General features: G+C 69.3%; 27 protein-coding genes. 15 read left to right on the top strand and 12 right to left on the bottom strand.

Going from position 1 to position 25,845, the window contains the following annotated elements; all coding sequences use genetic code 11:
• The first annotated feature begins 20 nt into the window (after positions 1–20).
• Entirely contained in the window at positions 21–1,166 is a 1,146-nt protein-coding gene (locus AX769_RS00740; protein WP_066274825.1) for a bifunctional 2-methylcitrate synthase/citrate synthase, read from the top strand.
• Positions 1,167–1,182: 16 nt separating this feature from the next.
• On the opposite strand, the gene AX769_RS00735 is transcribed toward AX769_RS00740, so the two are convergent.
• Entirely contained in the window at positions 1,183–1,674 is a 492-nt protein-coding gene (locus AX769_RS00735; protein WP_066274823.1) for a MarR family winged helix-turn-helix transcriptional regulator, read from the bottom strand.
• Positions 1,675–1,801: 127 nt separating this feature from the next.
• Here AX769_RS00735 and AX769_RS00730 point away from each other — a divergent pair, with 127 nt between their 5' ends.
• The 3 genes from AX769_RS00730 to AX769_RS00720 all read left to right on the top strand — a co-directional run bounded on the left by AX769_RS00730 (position 1,802) and on the right by AX769_RS00720 (position 6,208).
• A complete protein-coding gene (locus AX769_RS00730; protein WP_239451891.1) occupies positions 1,802–3,886 on the top strand; it encodes an MMPL family transporter in 2,085 nt (694 codons plus the stop codon).
• A gap of 139 nt (positions 3,887–4,025) precedes the next feature.
• A complete protein-coding gene (locus AX769_RS00725; protein WP_239451890.1) occupies positions 4,026–5,576 on the top strand; it encodes an MFS transporter in 1,551 nt (516 codons plus the stop codon).
• The gene (locus AX769_RS00720; RefSeq protein WP_066274819.1) at positions 5,576–6,208 is read left to right on the top strand and encodes a TetR/AcrR family transcriptional regulator; all 633 of its coding nucleotides are present in this window, start codon (positions 5,576–5,578) and stop codon (positions 6,206–6,208) included. Before AX769_RS00725 ends, AX769_RS00720 begins: the two co-directional genes overlap by 1 nt.
• A gap of 36 nt (positions 6,209–6,244) precedes the next feature.
• On the opposite strand, the gene AX769_RS00715 is transcribed toward AX769_RS00720, so the two are convergent.
• From AX769_RS00715 to AX769_RS00680, 8 genes are all read right to left on the bottom strand, one after another.
• Positions 6,245–7,135 carry an intradiol ring-cleavage dioxygenase gene (locus tag AX769_RS00715; protein WP_066274818.1) on the bottom strand — a complete coding sequence of 297 codons (891 nt, stop codon included), beginning with the start codon at positions 7,133–7,135 and terminating at the stop codon, positions 6,245–6,247.
• A 32-nt stretch (positions 7,136–7,167) separates the two neighbouring features.
• Positions 7,168–8,238: a maleylacetate reductase gene (locus tag AX769_RS00710; RefSeq protein WP_066274815.1), complete on the bottom strand. Its 1,071-nt coding sequence runs from the start codon at positions 8,236–8,238 to the stop codon at positions 7,168–7,170.
• 5 nt (positions 8,239–8,243) lie between these two features.
• Positions 8,244–10,040, bottom strand: coding sequence for an FAD-dependent monooxygenase (locus AX769_RS00705; protein WP_066274812.1), 1,797 nt, complete (start codon positions 10,038–10,040; stop codon positions 8,244–8,246).
• 114 nt (positions 10,041–10,154) lie between these two features.
• The gene (locus AX769_RS00700; RefSeq protein WP_066274809.1) at positions 10,155–11,120 is read right to left on the bottom strand and encodes a helix-turn-helix domain-containing protein; all 966 of its coding nucleotides are present in this window, start codon (positions 11,118–11,120) and stop codon (positions 10,155–10,157) included.
• A 69-nt stretch (positions 11,121–11,189) separates the two neighbouring features.
• Complete coding sequence (locus AX769_RS00695) at positions 11,190–11,957, bottom strand: IclR family transcriptional regulator C-terminal domain-containing protein (RefSeq protein WP_066274806.1); 768 nt, start codon at positions 11,955–11,957, stop codon at positions 11,190–11,192.
• Between the two features lie 10 nt (positions 11,958–11,967).
• Complete coding sequence (locus AX769_RS00690; protein ID WP_066274803.1) at positions 11,968–13,137, bottom strand: thiolase family protein; 1,170 nt, start codon at positions 13,135–13,137, stop codon at positions 11,968–11,970.
• Positions 13,134–13,808 (bottom strand): 3-oxoacid CoA-transferase subunit B, encoded by a 675-nt coding sequence (locus tag AX769_RS00685; RefSeq protein WP_066274800.1) that lies wholly within the window; start codon positions 13,806–13,808, stop codon positions 13,134–13,136. The genes AX769_RS00690 and AX769_RS00685 overlap by 4 nt, the downstream gene beginning before the upstream one ends.
• Entirely contained in the window at positions 13,805–14,527 is a 723-nt protein-coding gene (locus AX769_RS00680) for a 3-oxoacid CoA-transferase subunit A (RefSeq protein WP_066274798.1), read from the bottom strand. Before AX769_RS00680 ends, AX769_RS00685 begins: the two co-directional genes overlap by 4 nt.
• A 265-nt stretch (positions 14,528–14,792) precedes the next feature.
• On the opposite strand from AX769_RS00680, the gene AX769_RS00675 reads away from it, so the two are divergent.
• From AX769_RS00675 to AX769_RS00670, 3 genes are read left to right on the top strand one after another with little or no spacing between them, the layout of a single operon-like run.
• A complete protein-coding gene (locus tag AX769_RS00675) occupies positions 14,793–15,155 on the top strand; it encodes a cupin domain-containing protein (protein ID WP_082763383.1) in 363 nt (120 codons plus the stop codon).
• Positions 15,156–15,214: 59 nt separating this feature from the next.
• Positions 15,215–15,442, top strand: coding sequence for a type II toxin-antitoxin system HicA family toxin (locus AX769_RS25885; protein WP_369824051.1), 228 nt, complete (start codon positions 15,215–15,217; stop codon positions 15,440–15,442).
• Positions 15,439–15,894 (top strand): hypothetical protein, encoded by a 456-nt coding sequence (locus AX769_RS00670; RefSeq protein ID WP_066274795.1) that lies wholly within the window; start codon positions 15,439–15,441, stop codon positions 15,892–15,894. The genes AX769_RS25885 and AX769_RS00670 overlap by 4 nt, the downstream gene beginning before the upstream one ends.
• A 302-nt stretch (positions 15,895–16,196) precedes the next feature.
• On the opposite strand, the gene AX769_RS24925 is transcribed toward AX769_RS00670, so the two are convergent.
• The gene (locus tag AX769_RS24925; protein WP_239452086.1) at positions 16,197–16,427 is read right to left on the bottom strand and encodes a hypothetical protein; all 231 of its coding nucleotides are present in this window, start codon (positions 16,425–16,427) and stop codon (positions 16,197–16,199) included.
• Between AX769_RS24925 and AX769_RS22745 the strand changes: the two genes are divergently transcribed.
• From AX769_RS22745 to AX769_RS00640, 6 genes are all read left to right on the top strand, one after another.
• Positions 16,335–16,862, top strand: a complete 528-nt coding sequence (locus AX769_RS22745) for a LacI family DNA-binding transcriptional regulator (protein ID WP_239452069.1) — start codon at positions 16,335–16,337, stop codon at positions 16,860–16,862. The genes AX769_RS24925 and AX769_RS22745 overlap by 93 nt on opposite strands.
• A 176-nt stretch (positions 16,863–17,038) precedes the next feature.
• Positions 17,039–18,496 carry a cytochrome P450 gene (locus AX769_RS00655; protein WP_157887366.1) on the top strand — a complete coding sequence of 486 codons (1,458 nt, stop codon included), beginning with the start codon at positions 17,039–17,041 and terminating at the stop codon, positions 18,494–18,496.
• Positions 18,497–18,559: 63 nt separating this feature from the next.
• A complete protein-coding gene (locus AX769_RS00650; protein ID WP_066274782.1) occupies positions 18,560–19,534 on the top strand; it encodes an aldo/keto reductase in 975 nt (324 codons plus the stop codon).
• Positions 19,531–19,986, top strand: a complete 456-nt coding sequence (locus tag AX769_RS25605; protein WP_204249278.1) for a creatininase family protein — start codon at positions 19,531–19,533, stop codon at positions 19,984–19,986. The genes AX769_RS00650 and AX769_RS25605 overlap by 4 nt, the downstream gene beginning before the upstream one ends.
• On the top strand, positions 19,968–20,282 hold the full coding sequence (locus AX769_RS25600; protein ID WP_204249276.1) for a creatininase family protein: 315 nt from the start codon (positions 19,968–19,970) through the stop codon (positions 20,280–20,282). The genes AX769_RS25605 and AX769_RS25600 overlap by 19 nt, the downstream gene beginning before the upstream one ends.
• A complete protein-coding gene (locus tag AX769_RS00640; RefSeq protein WP_239451889.1) occupies positions 20,263–21,381 on the top strand; it encodes an FUSC family protein in 1,119 nt (372 codons plus the stop codon). Before AX769_RS25600 ends, AX769_RS00640 begins: the two co-directional genes overlap by 20 nt.
• A 77-nt stretch (positions 21,382–21,458) precedes the next feature.
• On the opposite strand, the gene AX769_RS00635 is transcribed toward AX769_RS00640, so the two are convergent.
• Together AX769_RS00635 and AX769_RS00630 are read right to left on the bottom strand one after the other, a co-directional pair.
• Positions 21,459–21,902 carry a flavodoxin domain-containing protein gene (locus tag AX769_RS00635; protein ID WP_239451888.1) on the bottom strand — a complete coding sequence of 148 codons (444 nt, stop codon included), beginning with the start codon at positions 21,900–21,902 and terminating at the stop codon, positions 21,459–21,461.
• 21 nt (positions 21,903–21,923) lie between these two features.
• Positions 21,924–23,144, bottom strand: coding sequence for an FAD-dependent oxidoreductase (locus AX769_RS00630; RefSeq protein WP_066274779.1), 1,221 nt, complete (start codon positions 23,142–23,144; stop codon positions 21,924–21,926).
• 191 nt (positions 23,145–23,335) lie between these two features.
• Between AX769_RS00630 and AX769_RS00625 the strand changes: the two genes are divergently transcribed.
• Positions 23,336–24,157, top strand: a complete 822-nt coding sequence (locus tag AX769_RS00625) for a GntR family transcriptional regulator (RefSeq protein WP_066274777.1) — start codon at positions 23,336–23,338, stop codon at positions 24,155–24,157.
• A 117-nt stretch (positions 24,158–24,274) separates the two neighbouring features.
• A complete protein-coding gene (locus AX769_RS00620) occupies positions 24,275–25,744 on the top strand; it encodes a sugar porter family MFS transporter (protein WP_066274775.1) in 1,470 nt (489 codons plus the stop codon).
• The last annotated feature ends 101 nt before the right edge of the window (positions 25,745–25,845 follow it).

Here is a 25,845-nt window from a genome sequence, read left to right as displayed (position 1 = left end):
CCGCACGAAGGAGTGCCACCATGCCTGACACCACTGCCTCTTCTGAAAATCCGATCCACAAGGGCCTCGCCGGCGTCGTCGTCGACTACACCGCCGTCTCGAAGGTCAACCCCGAGACGAACTCGCTGCTCTACCGGGGCTACCCCGTGCAGGAGCTCGCGGCCAACTGCTCGTTCGAGGAGGTCGCGTACCTCCTCTGGAACGGCGACCTGCCCGATGCGGCCGCTCTGTCGGCCTTCGAGAAGCAGGAGCGCTCGCAGCGTGCCCTCGATGCGAACGTGAAGCGCGCCATCGACGACCTGCCGCTCACCGCGCACCCGATGGACGTGCTGCGCACCGCGATCAGCATCATCGGCGCGGGCGACCCGACCGCTGCCGACGCGTCGCCCGAGTCGAACCACGCCAAAGCGATCCACCTGCTGGCCGCGACACCCGCGATCGTCGCCTACGACCAGCGTCGCCGCCGCGGCCAAGAGCTCGTCGAGCCGCGCGACGACCTCGGTTACTCGGCCAACTTCTTGAACATGACCTTCGGCGAGGTGCCGTCGGATGTGGTCGTGAAGGCGTTCGACGTGTCGATGATCCTGTACGCCGAGCACTCGTTCAACGCGTCGACGTTCACGGCCCGCGTCGTGACGTCGACCCTCAGCGACCTCTATTCGGCCGTCGTCGCCGGCGTCGGCGCCCTCAAGGGCCCGCTGCACGGCGGCGCCAACGAGGCCGTCATGCACATCTTCGACGAGATCGGCTCGGCCGACAAGGCCGACGCGTGGCTCGAGCAGGCTCTCTCCGAGAAGCGCAAGATCATGGGCTTCGGTCACCGCGTCTACAAGAACGGCGACTCCCGCGTGCCCACGATGAAGGCCGCTCTCGACACCCTCGTCGACGAGTTCCAGGCGCAGGATCTCCTCGCCCTCTACGACGCGCTCGACGCGGCCATGCAGGCCCGCAAGCCGATCAAGCCCAACCTCGACTACCCGTCGGGCCCTGCCTACCGGCTGATCGGCTTCGACACCGAGATGTTCACGCCGCTGTTCGTGGCGAGCCGGATCACGGGGTGGACGGCGCACATCGTCGAGCAGCTGGCGTCGAACTCGCTGATCCGCCCCCTCAGCGAATACAACGGGGTCGACGAGCGGCACGTGGTGGTCGAAAGCGGGCGCTGATCTCGCCCGCGGCGCCTCAGGTCGACGCGTGCCCGGCCGTCCGGGCCTGCTCGGCCATCGCCGAGCCCATCTCGGCGAGGAAGCGCGTGACCATCGTGAGTTCGGCCTCGGTGTAGCCCGCCATGACACGGTCGGTCAGGCGACCGAGCGGGGCGAAGAAGCCGCGCGCGGTCTCCTGCGCGTGCGCGCTGTAGTGCACGCGGATGATTCTGCGGTCGAGCTCGTCGCGACGTCGCTCGACGTGGCCCGCGCGGGTGAGCCGGTCGATCACTCCCGTCGCGGCGCCCGACGTGAGACCCAGGGCGTCGGCGACGCCACCCGGGGTGGTCGGCGTGCCGGCGGCCTGTTGGTGCATGACGAACAGGAGGGCGTCGAGGTCGGAGTGGGCGAGGCCCTGCTCTTGTGAGAAGGCCTGAGCCACGTGCCGCGACTCGGTCGTGAGCACCTGGAGGTGCGTGACGATGTCGGCGCGCAGCTGGCGCCGTTCTCCTTCGGGGGCGACGGTCATGACTTCTCCTCGTTGCAGAATCTACCCGAGTCGGGTAGAACTCTTAGTAACTAAGACATCAGTTCACTAAGGAATAACCATTCGCACCCTGTCGGCTGCCTTCCGTTCTCGCCGCACGTCCTGGCTCGTGCTCGGCCTCACCGTGCTGGCCGTCGCGCTGCTGTTCGCGTTGCTTCCGTCCGGCAAGAGCTCGTCGTATCCGCAATCGGGGCTTCCCTCCACCGCCGAGTCGGCCGAGGTGGCGGCCCTCGTGGCGAAGTTCCCATCGGCCGACACCACGGTCGGAATCGTCGTCTTCGATCGCGGCGACAAAGAGCTGACGTCGGCCGATCGCACGGCGATCGCCGCCCGCGCGACCGCTCTGGCTGCGAAGTCGACGGCGCCGCAGGCGGTCCGGCCAGAGTTCAGCACCGACGGCACCGCCGCGATCCTGGCCGTGCCGCTGTCGAGTGCGTCGGTCTCGGCCGATGTGTCGAAAGCGGCCACGACCCTGCGCACCACCGCCTCAGCCGATCTCCCCACAGGGCTCACGGCCCAGCTGACCGGGCCGGTCGGGTTCCAGGACGACATCGCGAACTCGTTCGCCGGCGCGGACTTCCGGCTGCTGCTCGTGACGGTCATCGTCGTCGCGGCTCTCTTGATCATCACGTATCGCAGCCCTGTGCTCTGGATCGTGCCGCTCGCCGTGGTCGGTGCGGCCGACGGGCTGGCGAGCAAGGTCGTGCAGGCACTCGCCGTGCCCGTCGGGCTGAACATCGACGCGTCGATCTCGGGGATCCTGTCGGTGCTCGTCTTCGGCGCCGGCACGAACTACGCCCTCCTCCTCGTCGCCCGCTACCGCGAAGAGCTCACGCGCAACGACGACCGGTTCACAGCCATGCGCACCGCGTTCACGAGCGCGGGGCCGGCGATCGCGGCCAGCGGCGGCACTGTCGCGCTCAGCCTCATCACCCTGCTGCTCGCAACGCTGTCGAACAACCGCGCCCTCGGGTTCGCCTGCGCGGTCGGCGTGGTCATCGCCATCCTGTTCGCCCTCATCGCGCTCCCTGCCGCCCTCGCGGTGTGCGGTCGCGGCCTGTTCTGGCCGTTCGTGCCCCGCCCCGCCGCGTCGCACACGTCCGAAGCCGCTGCATCCGCAGGCGACGCGGGCGCAGGATCCGACAGCCTGACCGAGGCGGAAGCGCGCGGCTTCTGGGCCCGGTTGGCCCGTCGTGTGGCCCAGCGCCCGGTGATCGTGTCGGTCGCTGCCGTCGTGGGGTTGGCGATCCTGAGCCTCGGGCTGTCGGGATACTCGGTCGGGCTGTCGCAGACGGCTCAGCTTCTCGGAACCCCGGCGAGCGTCAGCGCCCAGAAGGTCATCGACCGGTCGTTCTCGGCGGGGCTGACGAGCCAGACCACCGTGCTGGCACCGACTTCTGTGGCGGCGCAGGCGACGAGTCTGGCGAAGTCGACCTCCGGAGTCGCTTCGGCGTCGGCGGGTGAGACGCACGACGGTCTCACCGACATCGCGGTCTCGCTCCGGGCCGAGCCGCAGAGCGATGCGGCGTTCGCCAGCATCGACCGCCTCCGCCAGGCGTACGCGAGCGCCGGTGGCACCCTGTCGAAGTCGCTCGTCGGCGGAACCGACGCGACAGCGCTCGACACGCAGAACGCTTCGCAGCACGATCAAGACCTGGTGATCCCGATCATCCTCGCCATCGTCTTCGCGGTGCTCGCGCTGCTGCTGCGGTCGCTGGTGGCGCCGATCCTGCTCATCGCCAGCGTGCTCGCCACGTTCTTCGCGAGCCTCGGCGTCTCGACCTTTGCGTTCACCCACCTGCTCGGGTTTCCCGCGCTCGACTCGAGCGTGACTCTCTACGCGTTCCTGTTCCTGGTCGCCCTCGGCGTCGACTACAACATCTTCTTGACGACGCGTGCCCGCGAAGAGAGCAGGGCACACGGCACCCGCGAAGGGATGGTGCGAGCGCTCGCCTCGACCGGCGCCGTGATCACGAGTGCCGGGATCCTGCTCGCGTCGGTGTTCGCCGTGCTCGGAGTTCTGCCCGTCGTCGCCCTGACGCAGGTGGGCATCATCGTGTGCATCGGTGTGCTGCTCGACACCCTGGTGGTGCGGACGGTGCTGGTGCCGGCACTGGTCTTCCTCACCGGTGATGCGTTCTGGTGGCCGTCGCGCCCGCACCGTGTCGACGGACGAGTCCAGCACGGAAGGTGAAGCGGAGGTTAAACCTCCGTATTCACAGCAGACGTCGAGGCTCGGCGGCCCCGCATGCTCTAGCGTTCATTGAAACGGAGGTTCGACCTCCGTTACATCCCGGCGACACACGCCGGCCACGACGTCAAGGGGCACACGCATGACCACGAACCAAGTCGATCCACAGCCGGCGGGCGTTCTGCCGCCGACCTCACCCATCACGCCCGACATGTCCCACCTGGGGCCGGCCGAGGCTCGCCAGCACCGCCTGCGCTGGGTCGTCCTCGCCGTACTGGCCCTCGCCCAGCTGACCATCGTGCTCGACTCGACCGTGGTCAACATCGCGCTGCCGTCGGCTCAGGCCGCCCTCCACTTCACCGACGACAACCGGCAGTGGATCATCACGGCCTACTCGCTGTCGTTCGGCAGCCTCCTGCTGCTGGGCGGCCGCCTCGCCGACCTCGTCGGCCGCAAGACCATGCTCATCATCGGGCTCGCGGGCTTCGCGGCGGCGTCGGCCGTCGGCGGCGCCGCCACCAGCTTCGGCATGCTGGTCGCCGCCCGCGCCGTCCAGGGCGGCTTTGCAGCCATGCTCGCACCGGCTCTCCTGGCCCTCCTCACCACCACGTTCAGCAATGGCAACGAGCGCGCCCGCGCCTTCGGCATCTTCGGCGCGATCGCCGGTGGCGGCTCGGCCGTCGGTCTCCTGCTCGGCGGCGTCCTCACCGAGTACTTCTCGTGGCGCTGGACGATGTACGTCAATATCCTCACGGTGGTCCCCGCTCTGATCGGCGCCATCATCCTGCTGGCCCCGAACCGCTCAGAGCACCGCCCCCGCATCGACATCCCGGGCACGATCACCGTCACCGCGGGTCTCTTCGCGCTGGTGTACGGCCTGTCGAACGCCAACACCGACGGCTGGGGCTCGGCCACGACCATCGGCTACCTGATCGCCGCCGGCGTCCTGCTCGTCGCTTTCGTGGTCATCCAGGTGCGCTCGAAGCACCCCCTTCTGCCGCTGCGGATCGTCCTCGACCGCGTGCGCGGCGGCGGGTTCGTCGCCATGCTCATCTCGGGCGCTGCGATGTTCGCCGTGTTCCTGTTCATGACCTACTTCTTGCAGCAGAACCTGCACTACACGCCGCTCAAGACGGGGCTTGCGTTCCTGCCACTGACCGCCGCTCTCGTCGCTGCGGCGGCAGTCGCCGGCCCTCAGCTCACGCGCCGGGTCAGCCCGAAGATCATCATCCCGCTCGGGGCCCTGCTCGGCGCCGTCGCGATGTTCCTCTTCACGAACGTCGGGGTGAACAGCACCTACGTCGCCAACGTCCTGCCCGGCCTCCTGGTGATGGGCGTCGGTCTCGGCCTCATCTTCTCGTCGGCACAGAACATCTCGACCCTCGGCATCCGCGCCGACGACGCCGGTGTGGCGTCGGCGACGGTGAACACCGTGCAGCAGGTCGGCGGCTCGATCGGCACGGCGCTGCTCAACACGTTCGCCTCGAGCGCCGCGACGGCCTTCCTCGTCGGCAAGGCTCTGACCCCCCAGAACCAGGCGCTCGCCGCCGTGCACAGCTACTCGGTCGCGTTCTCGTGGGCGACGGGCATCTTCCTGCTCGGCGCCGTCGCCTCGGCCATCGTGCTGCCGCGCGGAATCCCGAAGGGCCTGTCCGACGTCGACCCCGAGGGCGCGCCAGCGATAATGCACTGATGAGATCCACACCGCTTCGCAAAGACGCCGCCCGCAACCGCGCCCTCCTTCTGGACGCGGCTCGGGCGGTGTTCGCCGAGCGCGGGCTCGAGGCCAGCCTCGACGACGTCGCTCGTCGAGCCGGTGTCGGTGTCGGCACCGCCTACCGGCACTTCGCCAACAAGCAGGATCTCGCCGCCGCCCTCTTCGCCGACAGCATCGACGGGGTCATCGCCGAGGCCGAGGCGGCGTTGGCCATCGACGACCCGTGGGAGGCGCTCGTCTTCTTCTTCGAGACCTCGGCCGAGCGGCAGGCCCGTGACCGGGGCCTCCACGAGGTGCTGATGGGCTACGAGATCACGCCCGACAAGCAGAACATCCTCGACCGGCTCGCACCGACGGTGACGGCCCTCTTCGACCGGGCGCGCGCCGCCGGCATCCTGCGCCCCGACGTCGAGCCGACCGACTCCGCCGCCGTCTTCTCCATGCTGGGGATGGCGTTCGAGATGTGCTCGCCCGCGCATCCCGACCTCTGGCGGCGCTACCTGACGATCATGCTCGACGGCTTGCGGGCCACCGATCGAGGCGCTCTGCCCACTCGAGCCATGACCTTCGACGAGGTCGAGACGGGCATGGCGGCGGCCAAGCACTGACGCTGCACGCCCTGCAGAATCGTTGCCCCGGGATCGTCAGGCCTCGGGGGCGAGCACGATGTCGAACGTCGTGCGCGACCAGGTGCGCGAGCCGAGATCGCGACCGTCGGGGGTCGGCGATCCTGCGGCCTGCTCGGCGAAGTCGAGGACGAGTGACTCCTTCACCCCGAACACCGAGTCGCTGGTGAGCAGCGGATCGCCCGCGACGAAGATGTGCGTCACGAGGGTGCGCTTGGCGGGCGACGAGACCATGAAGTGGAGGTGCGACGCGCGCATCGGCGAGCGGTGCACGGCGTCGAGCAGCTTGCCCACCGGCCCGTCGTTCGGGATGGGGTAGGGCGTCGGGGTGAGCCCCCAGAAGCAGTACTCGCCCTCGTCGTCGGCGACGAGGTGGGCTCGGCCCGCGACCCGGTCGTCGCTGTACTGCACGTCGTAGAAGCCGTCCTCGTCGGCCTCCCAGACCTCGATCCGGGCGCCCGGAAGGGGGTTGCCCTCGGTGTCGCGCACGCTGCCCTCGACCCAGCACGGCTGGCCCGGCGCCGAGCCGGCGATGTCGCCGCCGTTGGCGATGAGCGGGGCGTCGTCGACGAAGAACGGCCCGAAGACGGTGGCCTCGGTGGCGTCGCCGTGCGCCTCGTTGTTGACGGCGACGGTCTGCATCGAGATGCCGAGGACGTCCGAGAGCAGGATGAACTCCTGCCGGCGGTCGTCGGTGATGTGGCCGGCGTCGGTGAGGAAGGCGATCGCCGTGTTCCACTCGGCCTCGGTGAGGCGCACCTCACGGACAAACGCGTGCAGGTGCCGTGTCAGCGACTGCATGACCTCCTTGAGCCGAGCATCGGGTGTGTTGTCGAACGAGGCGACGACGGTCTCGATCAGCGCCTCCTCGCGCTGGGTCTGCCGGTCGGAAACGGGGGTCGTGGTCATGGCGGTGTCCTTTCGGAGACGGACGGGGCGGGTCAGAGGGTCTCGGGCGGTGTGCCGGCCCAGGCGGCTTCGAGCAGGCGCTCGAGGTCGCCGCGCGTGACCGGGCGGGGGTTTGAGGGCGGCACCGCAGGCAGGATCAGCTCGGCCGCGCGCGGGACGTCGGCTTCGGCAAGGCCGTAGTCGCGCAGCGCGACCGGGGCGTCGATGTCGAGGCGCAGGGCGCCGAGCCCGTCGAGCCCGGTGTCGGCCCCGAAGGCGTCGGCCAGGCGCCTCTCGGCGTCGGGCGCCGAGGGGGTGTTGAACGCGGTGACGTAGGGGAGGACGGTGGCGTGGGTCTCGGCGTGCGGAAGCCCGAAGGCCCCGCCCAGCACATGGCAGACCTTGTGGTGCAGGCCGGAGCCCGCCGAGGCGAACGCGACGGCCGCCAGGTAGGTGCCGAGGAGGGCATTCTGCCGCCCCTCGGTCGACAGCGGGTCGGCGTGGATCGAGCGGAGCCCGGAGGCCAGCGCCCGGATGCCCTCGGTCGCGAGGCCGGCGTTGATCGGGTCGGCGCGAGGCGCCCAGAGCGAGTCGACGCAGTGGGCGATCGCGTTGAGGCCTGAGGCGACCGACAGCGGCACGGGCAGACTCACGGTGAGGGCCGCGTCGTAGACGATGGCGACCGGCAGGACGCGAGGGTCGGACCCGGTGGTTTTGCCCGCTTCGTCGGTGAGCCCCCAGACGTCGGTCGCCTCCGAGCCCGCATACGTGGTGGGCACGGCGACGATCGGGATTCCGCTGGTCAGAGCGACCGCCTTGGCGAGGCCGGTGGTCGAGCCGCCGCCCACGGCCACGATCAGGTCGATGTCGGCTTCGGCAGCCGCTCGTCGGGCCTCCTCCGCCTTCGCGACGGGGACGTGCTGGACGACGTCCGTCCATGACAGGGCGACCGGCAGGTCGCGCGCGATCCCGGCTGGTGCTGCTCGGGACTTCGTGGTGATCAGCATCACGCGCCGGGCGCCGAGGCCCTCGACCTCTGCCGCCACGTGTCGGGCGGCGAGCCCCGAGCCGAAGTGCACGCGCGCGGCGAGCGTCGTGTGAGTGAAGACGAGCGAGTCGGTCATGGGCCTCACCGGCTCAGGATCGAGGTCAGGGCGCCGGTCAGAGCGGCCGCCGGGTCGTCGACGGCCGATTTCGAGCGCCAGGCGACGATCTTGTCGGGGCGGACGAGCAGCACGCCGTCTTCGTCGACTCCGCGCAGTTTCTCCCAGTCGAAGTAGAGGTCGGTGAACTGCCGCCCGGGGCCGATCACGACGGCCCCGAGATCGACGCCGAGGCGCGATGCGACGCCGGCTGCCGCGTCGGCCCAGGCCTGGCCGGTGATGCCCGTGAACAGCGTGAACCGCGCGCTCGGGGCGAGGTCGAGCGTCGAGAGCTTGTGCGTCGTGTCGCCGACCCAGGCGTGCGGAAGGGGCGACCCGGGCACCGTCGAGGGCTCGTAGTAGAGCTCGGGGTCACGGGTGGGCGGCGGTTTCGTCGACCCGTCCGACACGACGGCGGTCGACGTGTAGAACTGGCCCATCTCGACGCCGTGCGCGTTGAACTCGTAGTTCTTGAGGTCCATGGCGGCGCTGATGGCCTTGCGCTTCGCGAGCCCGCGCGGGGTGTTCGCCTTCCGCTCCTCGATCTGCTCGAGCATGTCCTGCTCGGTCTTCGCGTCGGTGATGCCGAGCGCGGTGAAGAGCTCGCCGAACTCGCGACCCGACCTGTTGGCGCGCAGCACGATCTGCTTCGCGACGGGGGCGCGCTCGGCCGTGTAGGTCTCGAGCAGTGCGGGGCCGGCCTGGCCGCGGAGGACGGCCGCGAGCTTCCAGGAGAGGTTGTAGGCATCCTGCACCGACGTGTTCGAGCCGAGGCCGTTCGACGGCGGGTGGCGGTGGATGGCGTCTCCTGCGGCGAAGACACGACCCTCGTGCAGGCGCGTCGCGTACATCTCGTTGTTACCCCAGATCGACGTGCCCGTGATGGTGACGTCGAGGTCGGGCAGGCCGAGCACGTTCTGCACGATCTGCGTCGCCGCGGCCTCGTCGACCACCGGCTCGGGGCCGTCGATGTCATAGCCCCAGACGATGAGCCACTCCTTCCACGGCCGCACCATCCGCACGAGCCCGGCGCCGATGCCACCGACGTTCGAACCCGGCTGGACGACCCAGTAGAGGACGCTCGGGCGGTGCCCGACGAGCTCTTCGATGTCGGCGGTGAAGGTGATGTTCATCGATCCTGCGATGTCCATGCGGCCCTCCATCGGAAGGTCGATGTCGGCGGCGACCTTCGAGCGCGCCCCGTCGGCGGCGATCAGGTACTTCGCCCGGATCTCGTAGGGGCGGCCGGTGACCCGGTCGAGCACCTGCACGGTGACGCCGTCGGCGTCCTGCTCGTGCGAGAGGTACTCGCTCGAGAAGCGCGTGTGCGTGCCGCGGGCTGTCGCGTTGCGAACCAGGATCGGCTCGAGGTAGTTCTGCGGCACGTCGCAGTTGAGCGTGGGCGAGGCAGCGACGTAGTCGGCGTGCCGGGCGGGGCTCGTGCCCCAGGTGAGGATGCGCCCGAGCTCTTCGCCGGCGATGGAGGTGCAGAAGACCGTGTCGCCGATCATCTCGTGGGGCGTCGAGTCCTGCTTGACCTGCTCTTCGATGCCCATGTCGCGGAAGAACTCCATCGACCGCTGGTTCGTGATGTGCGCGCGAGGCGTGTTCGCCGTCCAGCGGTACTTGGTGATCATGACCGCGGGGATGCCGAGAGTCGCGAGTGCGAGTGCGGCCGAGGCCCCGGCGGGGCCCGAGCCGACGATGACGACGTCGGTCTCGACGTCACCGGACACCGTGTCGGGCAGGGAGGTGTCGGCTATGCCGTCGTGGAAGCTCGCCATCGAGGGGCCCTTCGTCGCAGAGGCCACCGCGGTGTGACCCGACCCCAGTATGAGCACAGGCCCCGGTGATCGGGTGGCCTCGTCCGAGACGGGCAAGGCCCGCGGCGGAGATCGTCACACGGGGCGCGTCGTGGCCTCGTCGCGGACGGACTCCGGGGTCCGGTCGAAGTGGTCGCGGAAGACCCGCGAGAAGTGGGCGTGCGAGGCGAACCCGCACCACCTGGCGACGTCGCCGATCGCTCGGGGGCCGGGCCGCTCGCCGGCGAGGATGCTGTGCGCCAGCCCGAGACGCCGCAGCAGGATCGCTCGCGCCGGGCTCGTCGCCACGACGGCGAACGCGCGAGTGAGCTGGCGGTCGCTGACGCCGCAGGCTCCTGCCGTCGTCGCCACCGAGAGCTGGGGGTCTCGCAGATTCAGGTCGATGAACCGGGAGGCCGTGCGCCGGATCTCCGCGAGACGGTCGACGCGGTCGGGCCGCAGGATCTGCCGGAGAAGGTCGAGTGCGCGCCGCTCCGCCTCCTCGGCGCCGAGTGCGGCGCAGGGGCGGTCACCCGGCCCGCGAGACAGCAGGGTCGTGCGGAGAAGCCGATCGAGCTGCGCCGCCGGCGCCTGCCCACCGACGGAGAACCGCGAGGCGACGGGCTTCTTCAGGGGCATGCCGCCAGCGAGGTCGTCGAAGACCGCGCGCGGAATCCTGACCGCGAACTCCTCCAGCCCCTGGGCGAAGCCCCGCACGAACGGCTCGCTCACATCGCAGATGAGCACGCTGCCGGGGTGCTGCACCAGCACCCCGTCCGCCGAGTAGAAGAACGACTCGCCGCGCTGGGTGAAGTAGAGCGCGACGCCGTCAGCGGGGCTTCGGCTGATCCGCTGCCGGGAGCGCTCGACGATGTGCGGGCTCGCCGTCACATGAGCGAACTGCAGCGCACCGGCGTCGAGATTCGTCTCGGTGGCGTCGAGAGCGCCGCCGGTCAGAAGGTGGCATTCGAGGCCGACCAGGGCTCGGGCGTTGTAGTCCTCCCAGAGGGCCACTCGCGTGGATTCGCGCACGGAACTCGTCGAGAAGCTCTCGAGATGCATCGTCGAACCTCTCTCGCGTCGTCGCGTCGGCCGTGAGCCATTTTACGGCTCCGTCAGGCCTGCGGGGTGTCATCCCAGCCAGCCGGCCGACCCGATCGCCATGGCCGTGTCCAGCAGGCGAGGCAGGATGTCACGGGTCATGCTCTCGACAGGCGTCCCGACCCCGCACGACACGTTCACGGCGGCGCTCACTCGCCCGTCGCGACCCCGCAGCGGCACGGCGATCGATCGCAGCCCCGACTCGAGCTCGCCGTCGACGAGCGCCCAGCCCTGGTCGCGCGCGATCATGACCGCCTCACGGATTAGAGCGGCCGACGTCAAGGTCTTCGACGTGTACGCCGTCGTCGGCAGTCGCTCGAGATGCTCGTCGAGAGCGGCGTCGCTCAGCCCGGCGAGCAGGACACGGCCCATCGACGTCGCGTGGGCGGGGAAGCGGGTGCCGATGCTGATGCCGACCGACATGATCCTGCGGGTCGGCACCCGCACCACGTAGACGATGTCGTCGCCGTCGAGCACCGACGCGGAGCTCGATTCGCCGACCTCGTGCGAAAGCGTCTCGAGCAGCGGCTGGGCGATCTCGGGCAGGCTGAGGCCCGACAGATAGCTGAAGCCCAGCTCGAGCACGCGCGCCGTCAGCCGGAAGCCTCGACCGTCGGTCGTCACGTAGCCGACCTCGATCAAGGTGTGCAGGAAGCGCCGCGCCGTCGCTCGGGCGAGCCCGGTGCGCGCGGCGATCTCGCTCAGGGTCATCTCAGGGTGCTCGCCGTCGAACGCGGTGATCACCGAGAGGCCGCGCGCGAACGACTGGACGGGGGAGACGTTCGACTCGGGCGACACGTCGACGAGGCTATCGTTCGAGCACGACCGCCAGGCCCTGCCCCACGCCGATGCAGATGGCAGCCACTCCGATGCCGCCACCGCGTGCTTCGAGGGCGTGGGCGAGGTGTCCGATGATCCGGCCGCCGGAGGCTCCCAGCGGGTGGCCGAGGGCGATGGCGCCGCCGTCGACGTTGACCTTGTCGGGATCGAGGTCGGGCCAGAGGCCGAGGCAGGCGAGGCTCTGCGACGCGAAGGCCTCGTTGAGCTCGACGATGTCGACGTCGGCCCACGTTCTGCCCGCCCGGGCCAGAGCGCGGTTGGCGGCCTCGACGGGGGCGATGCCGAAGACGTCGGGGTCGATGCCCGACGCGCCTCGTCCCGTGATCCTGGCCAGCGGTTCGCCCGGCAGGGCGCCCTCGCCGCCGATCAAGAGCATCGACGCGCCGTCGTTGAGGGGCGAGGAGTTGCCGGCCGTGACGCTGCCCGCCGGGCGGAACGCCGGCTTCAGAGCGCCCAGGGCCTCGAGCGAGGTGTCGGCGCGGATGCCCTCGTCACGGGTCGGCGTCGTACCGGGCACCGTCACGATCTCGGCGTCGTAGCGGCCGGCCTCCCACGCCTCGGACGCCTGCCGGTGGCTGCGCAGCGCGAACTCGTCTTGGGCGTCGCGCGAGATGCCGTAGCGATCCGCCAGGATCTCGGCCGTCTCGCCCAGGGCGACGGTCCACTGCGTCGGCATGGCCGGGTTGACCATCCGCCACCCGAGCGTCGTCGAGTGCATCGTCGCCGGCGCGGCGGAGTACGGCTTGTCGGGCTTGAGCGTGACCCAGGGCGCGCGGCTCATCGACTCGACGCCTCCGGCGACGACGATCGACGCGTCGCCCGTCTCGATCGCGCGGCTGGCCTGGATGACGCTCTCGACGCTCGACCCGCACAGGCGGTTGACCGTCGAGCCGGGCACGCTCGTCGGCAGCCCGGCGAGCAGCACGGCCATGCGCGCGACGTTGCGGTTGTCTTCGCCCGCCTGGTTGGCGTCGCCGACGATCACGTCGTCGATCCGGGCCGGGTCGAGGTCGCTGTGACGGGCGAGCAGGGCGCTGAGGGTCGATGCCGCGAGGTCGTCGGGGCGGACCCCTGCGAGACCCTTGCCGAAGCGACCGAACGGGGTGCGGACGGCGTCGTAGACGAAGCTGGCGGTCATCGGAGGTCGCCTTTCTGAGGTGATTCGCTTGAATGATCGAAAAGCGGCAGGCCGGTGAGGGCGCGCAGCTCGTCGACCGTGGAGCCGCCGAAGGTCTGCCGAACGGCGAGGCCGTCGGGCGTCACGTCGAACACGGCGTGGTCGGTGTAGACGCGGTCGACGCACGCCACGCCGGTCAGCGGGAAGGTGCAGGAGGCGACGACCTTGGGCGAGCCGTCACGCGCGAGCAGGTCGGTCATGACGAAGACCTGCTTGGCGCCGATCGCCAGGTCCATGGCCCCGCCGACCGCGGGGATCGCGCCCGGCGAGCCGGTGCTCCAGTTGGCCAGGTCACCGGTGGCCGAGACCTGGAAGGCACCGAGCACGCAGATGTCGAGGTGGCCGCCGCGCATCATTCCGAACGAGTCGGCCTGATGGAAGTAGGCGGCCCCGGGCACCTCGGTGACGGGGATCTTGCCCGCGTTGATGAGGTCGGGGTCGATGTGGTCGGCGTCGGGCTCGGGGCCCATGCCGAGCAGGCCGTTCTCGGTGTGCAGGATCACCTCGAGGTCGGGGTCGAGGAAGTTCGCGACGAGCGTCGGCGCACCGATTCCGAGGTTGACCACGGCGCCCTCCGGGATGTCCCGGGCGATGACGGCGGCGAGATCCTGCCGCGAGATGGTGCCGGTCACGCGAGCGCCTCCTGCCCGGCGCCCTCGACGAGCACGCCGTCGTGGAGCCACGGCCGCTCGCCGATCTCGACCACGCGCTGCACGAAGATGCCCGGGGTGATCACCTGCTCGGGGTCGAGACCGCCGATCGGCACGACCGTGTCGACCTGGGCTATCGTGACGTCGGCCGCCGAGGCCATCATCGGCCCGAAGTTGCGGGCCGTCTTGCGGTAGACGAGGTTGCCCCAGCGGTCGGCGAACCGGGCGCCGACGAAGGCGAAGTCGGCGTGGAGGGCGTGCTCGAGCACGACGTCGCGGCCGTCGATGGTGCGGGTCTCCTTGCCCTCGGCGAGTGCTGTGCCGAAGCCGGTGGGCGTGAAGAAGGCGGGGATGCCGGCGCCCGCCGCACGGATCCGCTCGGCGAGGTTGCCTTGCGGCACCAGCTCGAGCTCGATGTCGCCCGAGCGGTAGAGGCCGTCGAAGACCCACGAGTCGACCTGCCGGGGGAAGGAGCAGACCACCTTGCGCACCCGCCTCGCGGCAAGGAGGGCAGCCAGGCCGGTGTCCCCGTTGCCGGCGTTGTTGCTGACGATCGTGAGGTCGGTCGCGCCCTGTTCGAGCAGCGCTTCGATGAGGGCGACCGGGTGCCCGGCGAGGCCGAAACCACTGAGCATGACGGTGGCGCCATCGTGCACGTCCGCGACTGCCTCGGCCGTGCTGGGCGAGATCTTCGATATCACTGCGTCTCCGTTGACTGCGTTCGATGAGTGTGGGCGTTCGTCTGACGAACTACCGTTCGCACAGCGAACGATACGCGCGCGTGCCTGGCTGCGCAAGGGGCCGAGCCGCCGGGCCGCGCGGAGCGGTGGCGGGCGATGCTCGCCGAGGCGTTCTACCGGCGCAACGGCTTCGCGCGCGACGGCACGACGAAGCCGCACCCGATCGGCCCGGCCGTGATCCAGGCAGTGCGTCTCGTCCGCTGACCCGCACCTTAGGCTTCGGGGCATGACCGACCTCTTACCACCCTCCGCCGCGATCGACTCCGACTCTGTCGACATTCCTCTCGAAGCCCTGCCGGCCGACCAGGTCATCGCGGGCGACGTCCACACCGGGCTGATCGAGCTCGGGAGTGCCAGCGGCGTCGAGTTCGGCCTGTGGGAGCACTCCGCCGGGGTGTCGACCGACGTCGAATCCGACGAGGTGTTCGTCGTCGTCTCCGGTCGCGGCCGCGTCGAGATCGCAGGATCCGAGGGGTCCGCACCCGTCACCCTCGAGCTGAAGCCCGGCACCGTGGCCCGTCTCGCGGCCGGCGCCCACACCACCTGGACCATCGACGAGCCCCTGCGCAAGGTGTGGTTCGCGGCCTGACCCCTCATCGTCGCGAGTGTTCAGCCACTAGACACTTGAAGTGTATAGCTCCTAAACTTATGCTGGTGAAGGCTCGAGAGGTCAACAGCAGAATCGAACGCGGCGGTGGTCGCGTGCTTCGCCAACGTGGGTCTCATCGCTTCTACGAGGTCGTCGATGAGAGCGGCACGCAAGCCGTTGCGGCGCGGACAACCCTGCCTCAACACAGCGGAGGCCTCCCGATCGGGACGCTCCGATCGATAGAACGAGATCTCGAAGTGGTTCTCGGGAAGGGGTGGCTCCGATGAGCACCAAGCAGTTCTCGGTCGAGGTGACCCGAGAGGGCGACGCATGGCTGGCGGATGTGACGAACCTTCCAGGGGCCCACACGTACGCCCGCAGCTATTCGGCGCTCCACCGGAATGTCGACGAAGTCATCCGCCTCGTCGCGAATCTCGATGACGAGCAGGTCTTCGGCGTGACTTACCGGTTCGGCGATTTCGATCCGCAGTTCGCTCGCTTGGCAGAAATCGGCGAACGGCGAGCCGCTCTCGAAGAGGCCAACCGCGAGCTGGTGCTCGAAACCATTCAGGCCGTCGTATTCCTCAGGGATCGTTATTCAGTGCGCGATCTCGCAAAGGCAGTCGGTCTCACCCCAGGGCGCATCTCTCAGATCCTCACGGCGAACTCGTCTCCGCCAGCGGTGCCGACCGCGAAAATCGTCGAGGAGTTCGCGCCGGCTCACGATGGTGCCGCCTGAGCTCAGCGGAGCACGGTGGCCGCAGGGCTCGGCCCGGCGCCGGCTCGTCGGACGGCAGCCAGCCGCGCCGGAAGACGAGCAGCAGCCCCGCCGCGACGGGCGCGAGGCTGACCAGGGCGAGGTCGACCGGCACGATGTGCGCCACTGCGATGCCGCCACCGAGGGCTCCGAGCGAGATGCCGATGTTGAAGGCCGAGTTCACGACCGCAGGAGCCTCAAGACCGTCTCGCGCGTCTTTAGAGGCGACGCCCACGTCAGCCCGAGGTCAGGAAGCGCGGGCAGGCGGCCCTGGCGGCCGCCGACTACGTTCCGAACGAGCTCGCGCAGGTGTTCCGCTCGCGCCGGGCTCGGCCGATCAGTCGTACCTCCGGGGGCCCCTGGGTGCTCTGCCCATCGTCAGCGTCGATCAGCCGGCGGTCGGCGCGGAGGTCGCGGCATTCCTGCACGACGACGACCGCGGTGCCGCCCTCGCGACGAGTCACCTCATCGGCCACGGTCATCGCCGGGTCGGGTTCATCGGGCGGGCGCCGCACCTCGCCAGCATGATCGCCCGTCTCGCGGGCTATCGTCGCGCCCTCGTCGAGGCCGGCATCGAGCCCGATCCGGCGCTGGTCGTCGCCGACATCGACGCGCCCGACGACGTCGTGGCGGGCCTCGACCTCCTCCGGTCACGCGGCGTCGACTCCGTCTTCTTCGCTGATCCGCGCACCTCCATCGCCGGCATCCCCGCGATTCAATCCGAGCCTCTGCCAGTCGTGGGTTTCGGCGACTTCCCCCTGGCGAACCTCCTTCAGCCCTCGTTCACCGTCATCGACCAGGATCCGACTCGGATGGGTTCGCTCGCAGTCGCCGAGATCCTGTCGCGCCTCGCCCGCGGCCAGAACGGCAGACGACCCCCGGAGACCACGCGGCTGCCGGTGCGCCTGATCGAGCGCGACTCGTGCCGATTCCAGTCGGCTGCGCCGTGAGCAGTATCACCGTCAATACAAATCGCGCGTCGTTAGTCTCCAATTCGATACATATAACTTGCCGTTTTCACTGAATATCGCGCGTGGCTTGACGTAAGGTTTCGCATCACGATGGAATAGCCTGACGGTCGCCGATCTCGAACGCGACTGCTCTTTCGATGGGGAAGGCGACGGCCATGACACTCACTGCTGACGACGACAACCGTGTGGGCACGGCGTGCCCCTATCACGCGGTGGTGAATGCGGTGGGCGGCGCGGCACCAGCTTCGGCGGTGGCGCCGGACACCTTGACGATCGACGAGACCGGAACAGGCCCCGCCGCTGACGACACCACCGACGACGACACCGTCGACCCCGACGAAGCGCCCCCGGCCGACCTCACGATCTACTACGACCCGCTCTCGTACGCCGTCTATGACCACCCGTACGACACCTACAAGCGACTCCGCGATGCGGCGCCGGTCTACTACAACCGCGACCGCGAGATCTACGTCGTCTCGCGCTACGACGACGTCCGCGCGGGGCTGGCGAACGACGAGCAGCTGCTCAACGGACTCGGCAATGACATCGACGGCAGCCACAACTCCTACGGCGAGGGTCTGCTGGTCGCGCAGGACCCGCCGCGCCACACGGCCCTTCGCGCAGCCGTGCGCCGCACCTTCTCGCTCCGCGAGATCCTGGCCAAGGAGGACGGCGTGCGCGAGTTCGCCCGAACCCTGCTCGCGGATCTGCACGAGGCCGGCTCGGGCGACTTCACGAGCGGCTTCGCCCTGCCGATGTCGCTCGGCATGGGCATCTCGCTCATCGGCTCGCCTCGCGAGGACAACGCCGCGCTGGTCGAGCACATGTGGCGCGCAATGGAGCGCACGGTCGGCAAATACGGGGTTCCGGCCGATTCAGAGGCTGCCAACGGCGAGACCGAAGAGCTGATCGCCGAACGGTTCGCCGCGCGGCGGGCCGAGATCGAGAGCGGCGCCGACTCGTCCAGCTCGGATGCGTACACGCAGATCCTGCTGGCATCCCAGAAGGGCAAGGTCTACGACTCCGAGCAGGACGGCCTCGCGCACCTGGTGCTGTCGGCGGCGAGCGACGCCCCCGCGGCGCTGCTGTCGAACATCGTCTACGTGCTCGACAAGTTCCCGAAGCTGCAGGGCTACCTGCGCGAGCACCCCGACAAGATCCCCGCGTTCATCGAAGAGACGCTGCGCTACGAGACGCCCGGGCAGAACCTCTCGCGACAGACCAACGCCGAGATCGTCATCGGCGGTGTCACGATCCCCGCCGATTCCCGCGTGGTGTTCTTACAGGGCTCGGCGAACCGCGACGAACGCGTATACCCGAACCCCGACGTGTTCGACATCGGTCGCGAGTTCACGCCGAAGAACCGCATCATGTCGTTCGGCGAGGGCATCCACGCCTGCATGGGCGCGCCATTCGCCCGCCTGGCGGCCAAGGTCACAGTCGAGGAGCTGCTGAAGGGCCCCGACATCCGCATCGTCGGGCAGCCCGAGCGCTGGGTCAAGCAGATGGTTCGCGGCTTCTCGAAGCTGCCCGTCGAGTTCGCCGAGCCCGGCCGCGGTGTGGTGCACCAGCACTTCACGCTGGCCAAGATGCACAACCCGCACAGCGCCTGACGCGGGCGCCGCCGCCGCCGCGACCCGTACCGCCACGACCCGCACGAACAGAACAGGAACCACATGCACTACCGCAGCTTCGGCCGCACCGGATGGCACGTCAGCGAGATCTCCTTCGGGGCCTGGCAGCTCGGCGGCCAATGGGGCACCGTCGACGACGAGGAGTCGATCGCCACGCTCCTCGAGTCGTACGAGGCCGGCATCAACTTCGTCGACACCGCGCAGATGTACGGTCTGGGCCACAGCGAGGAGGTCGTCGGCGAATCCCTCCGCCGCTGGAAGGGCGACAAGGTCTACGTCGCCACCAAGATCCAGCCGACCGTCTGGCCGAGCGCCGACGAAGACGACCCGCAGACCTACGGCCGCTACCCCGAGTGGCACCTCCGCCAGGGCGTCGACGCGGCCCTCCAGCGTCTCGGCGTGGAGCGGCTCGACCTGCTCCAGCTGCACGGCTGGTTCACGTCGGGGGTGAACGAGCTCGACTGGCTCGAGACCCTGAACGCCTTGCGCGTCGAGGGCAAGGTCGACAAGATCGGCGTCTCGATTCGCGACTACCGCCCCGACGAGGGCGTCGACATCGCCGAGCTCGGCCTGATCGACTCGATCCAGGTCATCTACAACCTGTTCGAGCAGCGCCCCCGCGACGAGCTCTTCCCCGCCGGCGCCCGCTCGAAGACGGCGTTCATCGACCGGGTCGCGTTCGACTCGGGCTCCCTGGGCGGCCTCTGGACTCCCGAGACCTACGACCAGTGGGAGGACGGCTCGCAGCAGAAGGAGATGTTCCGCGGCGAGCGCTTCACCGAGACTCTCGACCGCGTCGAGGCGCTCAAGAAGCTCGTCGCGCCCTACTACTCGTCGCTGGCCGAGGCCGCGATGAAGTACGTCCTCTCGAGCCCCGAGGTCTCGACGGTCATCGCGGGCATGAGCAACAGCCGCAACGTCCAGCGCAACGCGTCGTACTCCGATGGTGAACCGTTCCCGGCTGAGCTCCTCGCCCAGCTGGCCGAGCACAACTGGCCGCGGAACTACTACAAGTGAGCGGCACCGAGGTCCGCGCCGAGCTGCTCTCGCCGGCCGAGATCGACGCCGCGCTCGGCGGCGGCTCGGTCGTCTACATCCCGCTCGGCAGCCTCGAGTTCCATCAGGCGCACCTGCCCATCGGCCTCGACTCGCTGAACGCCCACGGCGTCTGCGCCGCGGCCGCGATGATCACCGGGGGAGTCGTGCTGCCCACCGTCTACCAGGGCACCGGCGGTGGCCACGGTGACTACCCGTGGAGCATCATGATGCCCACCGGCGATGCGCTCGAGGCGAACCTCACCGCCACGCTCCAGCGCCTCGACGACTTCGGTGTGCTCGTCGCTGTCGTCTTCTCCGGCACTTCGCCGACGAACAGCTCGACCTGGTCGACCGCGTCGGCGCGGCCTGGACCGCTGGCGACCCCGCTGAGCGAGACGGCCGCAGGATGCGAGTGGTCGCCACGAGCGTGAACAGGTGCCCCACAGCGCCCCTGGCCCCCGATCACGCCGGCACGTTCGAGACGACCCTTCTGCACGGCCTCGCCCCGGGGCTGGTGCACCTCGAGCGCCTCCTGTCGCTCGACGACGCGCCTGCGATCGACGACGGGCTCGACCCGCAGGGCGCCCAGCGTCACGACCGTGCCAACCCGCTGTGGGGCATCTTCGGGCCCGACCCGCGTCGCGCCGATCTCTCGAAGGGGCTCGAGCTCGTCGAAGCCATCGCGGGCTGGCTGGCACACTCGGTGCGTGAGCAACTCGCCGGCTGAGAACGCCGGGAGGTGCAGCACCGCCACACTGGGCACCGCCCTGCGCGAGCAGGCTGGCCGGCTCGTCACCCTCGGGCCCGCGCAGGACGACCACGGGGCGGCTCTTCGCGTCGGCATCAGCGTGGCCGTCCCGTCGCTCGTGCTGCTGGCCCTGGGGCACCCCGAGCTGCTGATCTACGCCGTCTTCGGGGTGTTCACCGGTATGTACGGTCGTGCCGAGACGCATCCGCGTCGGCTCGTGCACCAGGCCCTTGCGGCAGTCATGCTGGTCGGCGGCGTCGCCATCGGCGTGGGGCTGTCGGTCGCCCTGGTGGCCCATCGGGCCGACCTCTGGGCTCTCGTGGCTGTCGAGGCGGTCTTCGCCGGGGTCATGTCGCTGCACTCCAGCCGCGCGCAGCTGCGGCCGGCGGGGCCGTTCTTCGGGCTGTTCGCGCTGGGGGCCTGCGCGTCGGTGCCGCTCTCGGTGTCGCCGGGTGTCGCGATCCTGCTGGCTGTCGCGTCATCCGTCTTCGCGATGCTCGTGGGTGCGGTGGGATGGAAGCGCGGTCGGGTGACCGCGCTGCCGGCGGAGCGGCGCGGAGAAGGGCAGCGGTCGGAGGCCTGGGCGCGGGCCGAGGCTCGCCGCTTCTTCGGTCTGCGTGTCGACGCCGTCTCGTACGTCGTCGCGGTGGCCGCGGCCGGCTGCCTCAGCGTCGCCACCGGCATCGGGCACCCGCACTGGGCGATGGCCGCCGCCGCCGTGCCCCTCGCGGCCGTCGGCGTCTCGCACCGGATCACGCGCGGTGTGCACCGCATCGTCGGCACGCTTGCCGGGCTCGTCGTGACCGGGCTGATCCTCGCGCCCTGGGGCCCCGTCGATCCTGTCGTGCTCGGGTTGATCGTGGTCGTGCTGCAGTTTCCGACGGAGTACTTCATGAGCCGGCACTACGGCCTGGCGCTTGTCGCCTTCACGCCGCTGATCCTGATCATGACGCAACTGGCGCACCCCGCCGACCCGCTCGTGCTGCTGCGCGACCGCGCCGTCGAGACGACCGGCGGCGCCATCGTCGGCATCCTGGTGGCCGTCGCGTCGTCACTCGTGTGGCGTCGCCGCCGATAGCCTCACCTTTTCGGCTCGCCCTGACCCATCGAAAGGTCAGCTTGGGCCGAAAAGGTGAGGCCGAGAGCAGGATCGGGTCAGGCGGGCTCGAAGACACCCTCGAGCCAGGCGAGCGCGTCGTCGGTCGGCAGCGAGCCGTCGCTGGCGTCGTGGCGGCCGTAGACGCCCTCGCGCGTGGCGCCGAGGGCCCGCAGTTTCTCGTCGATGATCTCGCTGCCGTGGCTGTACGTCTCGTAGCTCGAGTCGCCCATGCCGAAGATCGAGTAGCGGATGCCGCTGAGGTCGGGCTGCTCGGCGTCGAGAGCGGCGCCGAAGGGCCGCGCACTGCTCGGCAGCTCGCCGTCGCCGTGGGTCGAGCAGACGACGAGGTAGAACGTGTCGGTGTCGAAGTCGGCGACGTCGAAGTCGCTCATGTCGATCGACTCGACGTCGTGATCGCTGCTGAGGGCGTCGACGAAGTCGTCGGCGACCATCTCGGCGTTGCCGGATTCGGTGCCGTAGAGGATGACTGTCTTTGTCACGATGCTCCTGTGAAGTCGGGGTCAGATGAGGGTGGGGACGGAGGCGGACGGATCGAGCAGAGCGGCCTCGACGGCGCTCCAGCCCGGCTTGCCGAGGGGGAGGCGCTCGTCGTCGACCTCGCCGACGATGGTGTCGGCGACCATCTTCGAGTCGGCGCGGTTGGCCGGGATGGTGCCCTGGGGCCCGCGGCGCAGCCAGCCGACGACGAAGAGCCCGTCGTCGAGCAGACCGCGCTCGATGTCGGCGCCCGGGCCTTCGTGCTCGGCGCGGCGCACGGCAGCGGTCGACGCCTCGGTGAAGCCGATCGCCGTGCAGACCGAGTCGGTCTCGAGCGAGAGTGTGCGGCCCTGGCCGTCGGCGCTGGTGAAGACGATGCCGCCCACCGAGCCCTCCCCGGTGACGTGGTCGGGCGTCCAGCCGAAGCGGAAGCGCACGGTGCGGCCGGCGTCGGCGGGCGACCCGGCCACGAGCTCATCGACGGCCGAGCGACGCGCAGGATCGCCGATGCCCTCCGAGACAGGGAGGTCGAGGCCCTCCGCCTCGAACCGCACGTCGGGCGACTTGGCCAGCTCGCGCACCATCGCCACGTCGAACTTCGCGACCTCGACCGCGGATCGCCCGACGACCTCGATCGACGTGACGGGGCCGGCGCCGAGCACGTCGGCGACTTCCGGCGCGACGCCGAGGGCGAGGAGGTCGGCTCGCGGGGTCAGCAGCAGGCGCACGAGGTCGATGGCCACGTTGCCGTGCCCAACGATCGTGACGCGCGAGCCGAGGGCGACGGCGTCCGCAGTCTCGTCGGGGTGGCCGTTGATCAGCCGGGTCAGCGTGCCGGCGCCGTAGACCCCGGTGAGAGCAGTGGTGGCCAGCGCCGAGGGGGCCGCGCCGGCGCCTTCGCCGAGGGGGCGGTCTGCGGACAGCCCGGTGGCGAGCACGACGATGTCGAACGCCTCGCGCAGCGCTTCGAGCGTGATGTCGCGCCCCACTTCCACCGAGCCCGCGAACTGCACGCCGTCACGCTCGAAGAGCCGGTCGAACTGCTTGGTGACGGCCTTCGTGCCGAGGTGGTCGGGGGCCACCCCGTAGCGGACCAGACCGTAAGGCGTCGACAGCCGGTCGAAGACGACGATCTCGGCCCCGTGCCACTTCTTGCGAAGGAACTGGGCCGTGTAGCAGCCCGACGGGCCGCTCCCGACGATCGCGATCGTCGGCGATCCTGGTGAAGGATCGACTGGTGACATGAGCGCTGCTCCCTTGCAGGGTCCGGAGGGGGGAATAGCGCGACGATAGCACGCGTGCCTCGAAATCTATACAAATAGTCTCCAATTCATGCATCGGTACTACAGTGCGTACAAATTGCAATACGTATCGATATCAGTACCAATTCGGTGCTCGGATTCCGCGTGGGGCAGGCGATGGACAGAATGGGGGCATGGCCGCATTCATCGTCGAGCACGACTCTCCCCTCACCGTCTGGGGGCAGATCCACCGTGACCTCCGGCACCGCATCGATGCGGGGGAGTTCGCGCCCGGCACGCGGATCGCCACCGAGGTCGAACTCATGGCTCACTACGACGTGAGTCGCGTCACGATCCGCCGCGCCGTCAGCGCTCTCATCGACGACGGCTACCTGCGCTCGAGGCGGGGCTCGGGCACCTACGTCACCGATCGGACCATCCCGCTCGTCTGCGATCTCGACCTCGCACGTCCCTGGCGCGAGCAACTGCTCGCCGACGGGCACTCGGCCCGCACTCGTCTGCTCGAGTCGGCCGAAGACGTGCCGCTGCCGGACGACATGGCTCGCACCTTCGACGGCCGTGTGCCCGCGGACCCCCTCACCTTCGCCCTCAGCCTCCACAGCGTCGACGGCGTCTCCATCGGAGTCACCGAATCGTGGCGCACGGACGAGTGGATTTCGCGCTCGTCGACCACCGCTGCCCCGAGTGTGTCCGGCGGCATCGGCACCGACGCGGTCGTGGCCGACTGCTTCGCCGAGGTCGGCTTCGCGACGAGCAAGCAGGCCGAGTTGCTCGACTCGTATCTCGACATCCCTCTGATCGTCGTCCACGCTCGCACCCGGATGGCGACGACGGGCGAGCTGGCCGAGTTCGCCCGCACGTCGTGGCTCGGCAGTCGGGTGCGCCTGGCGTACACGCGCAAGCTGACGATCGCTGAGCTCGACATCCCCCAGTTCGTGCGGGCGGCACAGACCACTCGCGAGGTGTCTGCTTTTCCAGACCAATCAACCCGCTAACGGGCCAATTAGTATTAATGAGAGGACAAATCTCGGCGATTTGCTTGGATTTTCAGTCCGGCAGTTTGATTTCTGATCCTGTTGTCCTAACATTTGGAACGAACGAAGGAGTTCTTCATGACAACGATCAACACGCCGACCGGCACCTCGGGTTCTGGGCCTCAGGTACCGCTCCCGCCGCTGACCACGGGTCCCCACAGCCGCCGGCTGGGCCAGGTCGCCATCATCGCCACCTTCGGTGGTCTGCTCTTCGGGTACGACACCGCCGTCATCAACGGCGCGCTCAACCCGATGGTCGTCGACCTCCACCTGACGAAGCTGACCGAGGGCGGTGTCACGTCAGGGCTCCTCTTCGGTGCGGCAGTCGGCGCCATTCTCGGTGGTCGGCTCTCCGACGGCTGGGGCCGCCGCAAGTCGATCATCCTGATGTCGATCCTCTTCTTCGTCGGCGCGCTGACCTGCGTCGTCGCGCCGTCGTTCGGCGTGATGCTCGTCGGGCGCATCGTCCTGGGGCTCGCCATCGGCGCAGCGTCGACCATCGTTCCGGTCTTCTTGGCAGAGCTTGCGCCGTTCGAGATCCGCGGCTCTCTCGCGGGCCGCAACGAGATGATGATCGTCATCGGCCAGCTCGCCGCCTTCATCATCAACGCCGCCATCTCCACCCTGTTCGGCGAAGGCCACGGGGTCTGGCGCATCATGCTGGCGGTCGAGGCCCTTCCGGCCCTCGCCCTCTTCTTCGGCATGCTGCGCATGCCCGAGTCGCCCCGCTGGCTCGCGAGCAAGGGCCGCGACGAGGAGGCCCTCGCGGTGCTCTCGACTCTCCGTACCAAGGAGCGCGCCACGGCCGAACTCGCTGAGATCGACCAGGTGACGGCCGAGGAGTCCCAGCGCAAGGGCATGCCCATCATGGAGATCCTCCGCAACAAGTGGCTCGTCCGCATCATCCTGATCGGCATCGGCCTCGGCGTCGCGCAGCAGCTCACCGGCATCAACGCGATCCAGTACTACGGCCAGACGGTGCTCATCCAGGCGGGCTTCTCGGCAAGCGCGGCCATCATCGTCAACATCGGCCCGGGCATCGTCGGCGTCATCGGCGCCATCATCGCCCTGCGCATGATGGACCACTTCAGCCGCCGTCGCACCTTCATCATCGGCTTCGCGTCGACCACGGTCATCCACATCCTGATCGGCATCCTGTCGAACGCCCTCCCCGTGGGCAACCCGGCTCGCCCGTGGGTGCTGCTGATCCTGATCGTCCTGTTCGTCGGATCGGTGCAGACCTTCTTGAACGTGGCCGTCTGGGTGACGCTGAGCGAGATCTTCCCGCTGAAGATGCGCGGCTTCGGAATCGGCGTCTCGGTGTTCTTCCTCTGGATCGCCAACGCCTTCCTCGGCCTGTACTTCCCGACGATCATCAGCGCCTTCGGCATCACGGGCACGTTCTTCGGTTTCGCCGTCGTCAATGCGCTGGCCCTGCTCTTCGTCTGGCGGGCCGTGCCCGAGACCCGCGGTCGCTCTCTCGAGAAGCTCGAGGAAGACGTGACCACCGGCAACATCTACATCAAGGCCGTCAAGGCCGCCAAGTAGCAAGCACTCCTTCTCGACGGGCCCGTCACGCACCTCGGTGCGTGGCGGGCCCGTCGGCGTTCCCCGGGGCTGGGCTGGTCGCGATTTCGGCGCCACACCTC

Source organism: Frondihabitans sp. PAMC 28766, assembly GCF_001577365.1.
Taxonomy (GTDB): Bacteria; Actinomycetota; Actinomycetes; order Actinomycetales; family Microbacteriaceae; genus Frondihabitans.
The sequence above is the reverse complement of the archived record's forward strand: the minus strand, read 5'-3'. Positions and strand labels throughout refer to the sequence as shown.

Excerpts from the sequence above, each read along its gene's own strand:
- AX769_RS00740 (WP_066274825.1), top strand. The coding sequence starts at position 21 with ATGCCTGACACCACTGCCTCTTCTGAAAATCCGATCCACAAGGGCCTC.
- AX769_RS00735 (WP_066274823.1), bottom strand. The coding sequence starts at position 1,674 with ATGACCGTCGCCCCCGAAGGAGAACGGCGCCAGCTGCGCGCCGACATC.
- AX769_RS00725 (WP_239451890.1), top strand. The coding sequence starts at position 4,026 with ATGACCACGAACCAAGTCGATCCACAGCCGGCGGGCGTTCTGCCGCCG.
- AX769_RS00720 (WP_066274819.1), top strand. The coding sequence starts at position 5,576 with ATGAGATCCACACCGCTTCGCAAAGACGCCGCCCGCAACCGCGCCCTC.
- AX769_RS00715 (WP_066274818.1), bottom strand. The coding sequence starts at position 7,135 with ATGACCACGACCCCCGTTTCCGACCGGCAGACCCAGCGCGAGGAGGCG.
- AX769_RS00710 (WP_066274815.1), bottom strand. The coding sequence starts at position 8,238 with ATGACCGACTCGCTCGTCTTCACTCACACGACGCTCGCCGCGCGCGTG.
- AX769_RS00705 (WP_066274812.1), bottom strand. The coding sequence starts at position 10,040 with ATGGCGAGCTTCCACGACGGCATAGCCGACACCTCCCTGCCCGACACG.
- AX769_RS00700 (WP_066274809.1), bottom strand. The coding sequence starts at position 11,120 with ATGCATCTCGAGAGCTTCTCGACGAGTTCCGTGCGCGAATCCACGCGA.
- AX769_RS00690 (WP_066274803.1), bottom strand. The coding sequence starts at position 13,137 with ATGACCGCCAGCTTCGTCTACGACGCCGTCCGCACCCCGTTCGGTCGC.
- AX769_RS00675 (WP_082763383.1), top strand. The coding sequence starts at position 14,793 with ATGACCGACCTCTTACCACCCTCCGCCGCGATCGACTCCGACTCTGTC.
- AX769_RS25885 (WP_369824051.1), top strand. The coding sequence starts at position 15,215 with ATGCTGGTGAAGGCTCGAGAGGTCAACAGCAGAATCGAACGCGGCGGT.
- AX769_RS00670 (WP_066274795.1), top strand. The coding sequence starts at position 15,439 with ATGAGCACCAAGCAGTTCTCGGTCGAGGTGACCCGAGAGGGCGACGCA.
- AX769_RS00655 (WP_157887366.1), top strand. The coding sequence starts at position 17,039 with ATGACACTCACTGCTGACGACGACAACCGTGTGGGCACGGCGTGCCCC.
- AX769_RS00650 (WP_066274782.1), top strand. The coding sequence starts at position 18,560 with ATGCACTACCGCAGCTTCGGCCGCACCGGATGGCACGTCAGCGAGATC.
- AX769_RS00630 (WP_066274779.1), bottom strand. The coding sequence starts at position 23,144 with ATGTCACCAGTCGATCCTTCACCAGGATCGCCGACGATCGCGATCGTC.
- AX769_RS00625 (WP_066274777.1), top strand. The coding sequence starts at position 23,336 with ATGGCCGCATTCATCGTCGAGCACGACTCTCCCCTCACCGTCTGGGGG.
- AX769_RS00620 (WP_066274775.1), top strand. The coding sequence starts at position 24,275 with ATGACAACGATCAACACGCCGACCGGCACCTCGGGTTCTGGGCCTCAG.